Source organism: Polaromonas sp. P1_G4, from assembly GCF_056405475.1.
Genome location: NZ_JBFUCA010000209.1, coordinates 1 through 6854, shown reverse-complemented (window position 1 = coordinate 6854; position 6854 = coordinate 1). Strand labels below are relative to the sequence as shown.

General features: G+C 62.3%; 6 protein-coding genes. All 6 read left to right on the top strand.

What is annotated here, in order from left to right:
- Window positions 1-1253, top strand: a 1253-nt coding sequence (gene murC, locus AC1D1X_RS12065) for a UDP-N-acetylmuramate--L-alanine ligase (protein ID WP_477698342.1), incomplete at its 5' end; no start/stop codon positions are given.
- The gene (locus AC1D1X_RS12060) at window positions 1250-2227 is read left to right on the top strand and encodes a D-alanine--D-alanine ligase (protein WP_477668399.1); all 978 of its coding nucleotides are present in this window, start codon (window positions 1250-1252) and stop codon (window positions 2225-2227) included. The genes murC and AC1D1X_RS12060, both read left to right, overlap by 4 nt.
- Window positions 2224-3027, top strand: a complete 804-nt coding sequence (locus AC1D1X_RS12055) for a cell division protein FtsQ/DivIB (RefSeq protein ID WP_477698341.1) — start codon at window positions 2224-2226, stop codon at window positions 3025-3027. Before AC1D1X_RS12060 ends, AC1D1X_RS12055 begins: the two co-directional genes overlap by 4 nt.
- A gap of 4 nt (window positions 3028-3031) precedes the next feature.
- Window positions 3032-4261 carry a cell division protein FtsA gene (gene ftsA, locus AC1D1X_RS12050; protein WP_431098281.1) on the top strand — a complete coding sequence of 410 codons (1230 nt, stop codon included), beginning with the start codon at window positions 3032-3034 and terminating at the stop codon, window positions 4259-4261.
- 148 nt (window positions 4262-4409) lie between these two features.
- Window positions 4410-5639 carry a cell division protein FtsZ gene (ftsZ, locus tag AC1D1X_RS12045; RefSeq protein ID WP_477698340.1) on the top strand — a complete coding sequence of 410 codons (1230 nt, stop codon included), beginning with the start codon at window positions 4410-4412 and terminating at the stop codon, window positions 5637-5639.
- Window positions 5640-5733: 94 nt separating this feature from the next.
- Entirely contained in the window at window positions 5734-6711 is a 978-nt protein-coding gene (locus AC1D1X_RS12040; RefSeq protein WP_477668396.1) for a dienelactone hydrolase family protein, read from the top strand.
- Window positions 6712-6854: the final 143 nt, after the last annotated feature.

Here is a 6854-nt window from a genome sequence, read left to right as displayed (position 1 = left end):
ACCTTGAGATGGTTGACGCCGTGGTGACATCCACCGCCGTACAGGCCGACAACCCCGAGGTGCTGGCGGCGCGTGAAAAACGCATTCCCGTGGTGCCGCGCGCGCTGATGCTGGCCGAACTGATGCGCMTGAAGCAGGGCATCGCGATTGCCGGGACGCACGGCAAAACCACCACCACCAGCCTGGTCGCCAGCGTGCTGGCCGAGGGCGGCCTGGACCCGACCTTTGTGATCGGCGGGCGCCTCAACAGCGCCGGTGCCAACGCCAAGCTCGGCTCGGGCGACTACATCGTGGTCGAAGCTGACGAATCGGATGCTTCGTTCCTGAACCTGCTGCCCGTAATGGCTGTCGTCACCAACATCGACGCTGACCACATGGAGACTTACGGTCACGATTTCGGCAACCTCAAGAAAGCTTTTGTCGACTTCCTGCACCGCATGCCTTTTTACGGAACGGCGATCTTGTGCACCGACGACCCGGCTGTGCGCGACATCCTGCCGCAGGTTTCCTGCCCCATTACCAGCTATGGTTTCGGCGAAGATGCGCAGGTGCGCGCCGTCAATGTGCGGCCGGTGGGCGCACAAATGCATTTCACGGCACAGCGCCGCAATGGCGTGACCTTGCCCGACATGGACGTGGTGCTCAACCTGGCCGGCGAGCACAACGTGCTCAATGCCCTGTCGGCTATTGCCATTGCCGTTGAGCTCAACGTGCCCGACGCGGCAGTACAGAAAGCGCTGGCTGAATTCCGGGGCGTCGGGCGGCGCTTCCAGAGTTACGGGGACATGCCGGCCAAGGGCGGCGGACATTTCACCGTGATCGAAGACTATGGCCATCACCCGGTGGAAATGGCCGCGACGCTGGCTGCCGCGCGCGGCGCCTTCCCCGGCCGGCGGCTGGTGCTGGCTTTCCAGCCGCACCGCTACACCCGCACGCGTGACTGTTTTGAAGATTTCGTCAAGGTCATCGGCAACGCCGATGCGGTGCTGCTGTCCGAGGTGTATGCCGCCGGTGAAGCGCCCATCGTGGCCGCAGACGGACGCTCGCTGGCGCGGGCTTTACGCGTGGCCGGCAAGGTAGAACCTGTCTTTGTGGATGAGATCGATGCCATGCCGCAGGCCATCCTCGACAACACGCTGGATGGCGACGTCGTGATGTGCATGGGGGCCGGATCCATCGGCATGGTGCCCGCAAGGGTTGCAGAAATGCTGGAGCCGGCAGGGCATGGCGGTACCAGGGAGGTCCGGGCATGAAAGCAGGCGCGTTGAATTTTGGAAAAGTCGCCGTCCTGATGGGCGGGCTGTCGGCCGAGCGCGAGGTTTCGCTGATGTCAGGTAACGGGGTACTGAAAGCGCTTCGCTCGCGCGGCGTGGATGCCCTCGCCTTTGATCCTGCCGAGCGCGACCTGAGCGAGCTGAAGAAGGACGGGTTCGAGCGTTGCTTCATCGCATTGCATGGACGCTTTGGGGAAGATGGCACGGTGCAAGGTGCGCTCGAATTGCTGGGCATTCCCTACACCGGCTCCGGCGTCATGGCTTCCAGCATGGCCATCGACAAGGTCATGACCAAGCGCGTGATGATCTCCGAAGGATTGCCAACCCCTCAATACCGTCTGCTGCGCCGTGGCACTTACGGCGCTGCAGACATCGCTGCCTTGCCGGATGCGCTCGGCCTGCCGTTGATCGTCAAGCCGGCACGCGAAGGTTCGTCGATCGGGCTGACCAAGGTGACGGAACGCTCCGCCATGGCCAGCGCTGTGGCACAGGCCGAAAAACTCGATGCCGATGTCCTGTGCGAGCAATTCATCAGCGGTGACGAGGTGACCTGCCCGGTGCTGGGTACCGGTGCGGGGGCACGCGCACTGCCGGTCATCCGCATCGTGGCGCCCGACGGCAACTACGACTACCAGAACAAATACTTCACCGACAGCACCCAGTACCTGGTTCCCTGCGGGCTGCCCGAGGGCGAAGAGGCTGTCATCCAGCAGCTTGTGCTGGACACCTTTCGCATTCTCAATTGCCGTGGCTGGGCCCGCGCCGACGTGATGATAGACAGGGCCACGCGCAAGCCCTACCTGCTGGAGATCAACACGTCGCCGGGCATGACCGGGCATTCGCTGGTGCCCATGTCCGCCCGAGCAGCCGGAATCTCGTATGAAGACCTTTGCATCGAAGTGCTGAAGACTGCTTCGCTCGACCACCAAAAACACGGAGGATCCGCCACTTGAGCAGAACCCTGCCACTGCCGCCTTCCTTGCCGCTGGACGTCAAGCTCATGAATACCTTCTCGGTGGTTCTGGGCCTGGCGTTTGCCGCCATGGTTGCGTCACTGGCTGTGGCGTGGCTCATGCGCCAGTCCCTGTTCAGCCTGAACGCAATCCGTGTGGAGGGCGACCTTGCGCACAACAACGCCGTCACGCTGCGGGCCAATGTGGCGCCCAGGTTGTCCGGCAATTTTTTCACGGTGAACCTGGGTGCCACGCGCGCGGTGTTCGAGTCCGTTCCCTGGGTGCGCAGGGCGCTGGTGCAGCGCGAATTTCCGAACCGGTTGAAGGTGGTGCTGCAGGAACACAAACCGGTGGCGTTCTGGGGGGCCGAGGGCGACGCCCGGCTCGTCAACAGCTTCGGTRAGGTGTTTGAGGCCAACCAGGGCGACGTCGAGGCGGAAGACCTGCCGGTGCTCAATGGGCCGCCGGGTCAGGCGGCGCAGGTACTGCAGGCCTACCAGGCGTTGGCGCCGATGTTCGACGARACAGATGCCACGCTGGAGCAATTGCAGATGACCGGCCAGGGTGGCTGGCGTGCCCAATTGGACAGCGGCGCCGTGATCGAACTGGGGCACGGGTCGCTGGACGAAATACAGGCACGTACCCGCCGCTTTATTGCCACGGTGACGCAGGTGTCATCCCGGTACGGGCGGGACCTGGAATCCGCCGACCTGCGTTACGGCAATGGTTATGCGATCAGGCTCAGGGGTGTCACCACGGGAAGCCCCGCTGACAAAGACGACGGAAAGAAAAAAAGGTAAATATATGGCCAAGGAATACAAAGATCTGGTGGTCGGGCTGGACATCGGAACCAGCAAGGTCATGGCGGTGGTGGCCGAGGTCATGCCGGGCGGGGAGCTCAAGCTTGCCGGCCTGGGCATCGCGGCGAGCAACGGGCTCAAACGCGGGGTGGTCGTCAATATTGACGCCACGGTGCAAAGCATCCAGCAGGCCCTGAAAGAGGCTGAACTGATGGCCGACTGCAAGATCGCCCGCGTCTACACCGGCATTACCGGCAGCCACATCCGCGGCATCAACTCCAGCGGCATGGTGGCGGTCAAGGACAAGGAAGTCACGCAGGCCGACGTAGCGCGCGTGATCGAGACGGCCAAGGCCATCAACATCTCGACCGACCAGCGCCTGCTGCTGGTGGAGCCGCAGGAGTTCGTGATTGACGGCCAGGACGTGCGCGAACCCATCGGCATGAGCGGCATACGCCTGGAAGCCAAGGTGCACATCGTGACGGGCGCCCAGAGCGCGGCTGAAAACATCATCAAATGTGTGCGGCGCTGTGGGCTTGAAGTCGATCAGCTCATGCTCAACCCGCTGGCTTCGAGTCTGGCGGTATTGACACAGGACGAGCAGGAGCTGGGTGTGGCCATGGTCGATATCGGTGCCGGCACCACCGACGTCGCCATCTTCACCGGTGGCGCCATCCGGCACACCGCGGTGATCCCGATCGCCGGTGACCTGATCACCAGCGACATCGCGATGGCGCTGCGCACGCCCACCAAGGACGCTGAAGACATCAAGGTGGAAAGCGGTTACGCCAAGCAGCTGCTGGCCGACCCCGACACGCAGGTGGAAGTGCCGGGGCTGGGAGACCGGGGACCGCGCATGCTGAGCAAGCAGGCCCTGGCGGGCGTGATCGAGCCGCGCATCGAGGAAATTTTTTCGCTGGTCCAGCAGGTGATCCGCGAGTCGGGCTACGAAGAGGTGTTGTCTTCGGGCATCGTCATTACCGGTGGCAGTGCCGTCATGCCCGGCATGGTGGAACTCGGGGAGGACATCTTCCTCAAACCGGTTCGCCGGGGCATACCGCGCTACAACAGTGCGCTGTCAGACATGGTGGCCCAGGCCCGGGCCGCCACGGTCATGGGCTTGCTCGAAGAAGCCCGGCTGGCGCGCATGCGGGGCTACAAGGTGTCGCAAAAGGCAGGCAGTGTGCACAACGCATTCGGCCGGGTCAAAGACTGGTTTGTGGGGAATTTCTGATGAATACCTATTCCACTTTTATCGGCAGGCCCTCACGTTGTATGCATTCAGGCGGGGCGGATCCCCCTGCGTAAGCCGGTCATGTCAAACATAAATACAACGTTCTGAAAATTTTGGCAACTGCAGTTTATTGATTAGGAGGCTCCCAATGAGCATCGAAATGATTGAAATCGAAGAATTCAACCAGGGCACACAGATCAAGGTGATCGGTGTGGGCGGCGGTGGTGGCAACGCCGTTGGGCACATGATCGAATGCGGCGTGCAAGGCGTCGAATTCATCTGCGCCAATACCGACGCGCAGGCACTCAGCCGCGGCAGTGCGCACAAGACCATCCAGCTGGGTGCCAGCGGCCTGGGTGCGGGCAGCAAGCCCGACAAGGGGCGCGATGCGGCAGAGCTGGCTGTGGACGACATCCGCAGCGCCATTGCCGGCGCGCACATGTTGTTCATCACCGCGGGCATGGGCGGCGGCACCGGTACCGGTGCCGCCCCCGTGATCGCACGCGTGGCCAAGGAGATGGGCATCCTGACCGTCGGCGTGGTGACCAAGCCGTTTGATTTTGAAGGCGGTCGCCGCATGACCAACGCCGACCTCGGCCTGGCAGAACTTGAAGCCAACGTTGACTCACTGATCGTGGTGCTCAATGAAAAGCTGCTCGAAGTGCTGGGCGACGACGTCACGCAGGATGAGGCTTTTGCGCATGCCAACGACGTGCTGAAAAACGCCGTGGGCGGCATTGCCGAAATCATCRACGTGCCCGGCCACGTCAACGTCGACTTTGAAGACGTGCGCACCGTGATGGGTGAACCCGGCAAGGCCATGATGGGAACGGCCAAGGCCAACGGTCCTGATCGTGCGCGCATCGCCGCCGAACAGGCTGTAGCTTGCCCGCTTCTGGAAGGCATTGACCTGTCGGGCGCCAAAGGCGTGCTGGTGCTGATCACCGCGGCAAAGGGCTCGCTCAAGCTGAGCGAATCCAAGCTGGCGATGAACACCATCCGCGCATACGCCTCCCCCGATGCGCATGTGATCTACGGCACGGCCTACGACGATGAACTGGGCGACGATATCCGTGTGACCGTGGTCGCAACGGGCTTGTCCCGCCAGGGCGTGCGCCGCCATGCGCCGCCGCTGCAGGTGCTGCGCACGGGTACTGACAACGTGCCGTTCAACGTCCCGACGCTGAACACAACGGCCAATGGCGCCGGTGCGGCGCAGACGGCCATGGGATCGGCCCAGCCCGACTACGGCAACATGTCGGTGCCCAGCGTGTGGCGTACCAACCGGACCCAGGCGGCCGCAAAAGTCGATGCCCTGGCCTCCGGCGGGATGGACGACTTCGAGATTCCGGCCTTCCTGCGCAAGCAGGCTGACTAAGGTTCCCGCAAAGCAGGGCGAAAGGGGCGGGCTGGTAGTCCGCCCTTTTTTTTGGCCTTGCAACGCAGAGCGTCTCCAGAACAAAGAGGTCGCCATGGATATACGAGGGTTTTGCGCCGCGCTGGTTGTTTTGTCCGCGCAGTCTGCGCCCGCCCAGACCGCCAGGCCCGAGGCGGCCGAAAAAGTGAGTTGGCCCAGCATGGTGTGTGCGGGTACTCCCTTTGTCTGCAACAAGCTCGATGCGCAGGGCTACCTGTTCAGCCAGCCCGGGCAGACGAAGATTGTGCTGATCTCGCACGGATCTCAGGGCATCGACAGCCGGATGTTTGACTATGTGGACAGCCTTCAGAAGGAGGGTTTCGCAGCGCTGGTGATCGATCACTGGAAGCCTCGAGGCATCGACGTGACGCACAACGACTATCCGGCGGCATCGCGCAAAGGCGGTAACGAATTCAATATGGCCATTGACAGCCTCGCAGCTGCCGGCTGGCTGCGCGGCCGCGGTTTCGAGAAGGTCGGCAGCATCGGTGAGTCGCAGGGTGGCGGTGCCGCAGTCATGATGCAGCAGAAATTCGCCCACGCACTGATTGAGCGCAACATGCGGCGCTTGTACGCCGACGACTTCAACCTCAAACCCGTCGATGCGGTGGTGGGTTTGTATGGCTACTGCGGTTACCGCAATGCCCGGCGTGACGCCTACGTGAATTCCCCATTTCTTTTCATCACGGGTGAAGTGGACGACGAAACCCCGAGCCGGTACTGTGAACGCCACGTGGGCTGGATGAACGGGCGCGGCGGCAACGCGAAGATCGTGGTACTGGAAGGCGAGGGCCACAGTTTCGACGCGCCTTACAAACGGCAACGCAATGTCTTTGGGCCGCACTATGCCAAATGCGATGTTCTGGTTGACGAATCGGGCGTGACCGAACTTAACAGCGGCATCACCATGCCCGGCGACGACGTCAACGCCATGATGGCCCGATGTGTCAGCAAGGTTTTCCACACGGGCTACTGGAAGAATCGCTTCGTCGCGGTGCCGCACTGGACGGCATTCTTCAGGCAGCACCTGTAACAAGGCAAAACCTGTAGCACTTTGGCTATGGTGGCCATCAAACACTCCAACTGCGGCAATCGGCTGCAACACTTAAAATCACCCATATGCTTCAGCAACGTACCCTTAAATCCCTGACCAGAGCCGTGGGCGTGGGCCTGCAC

Coding starts and splice junctions, on each gene's coding strand:
- AC1D1X_RS12060 (WP_477668399.1), top strand. CDS start 1,250: ATGAAAGCAGGCGCGTTGAATTTTGGAAAAGTCGCCGTCCTGATGGGC.
- ftsA (WP_431098281.1), top strand. CDS start 3,032: ATGGCCAAGGAATACAAAGATCTGGTGGTCGGGCTGGACATCGGAACC.
- AC1D1X_RS12040 (WP_477668396.1), top strand. CDS start 5,734: ATGGATATACGAGGGTTTTGCGCCGCGCTGGTTGTTTTGTCCGCGCAG.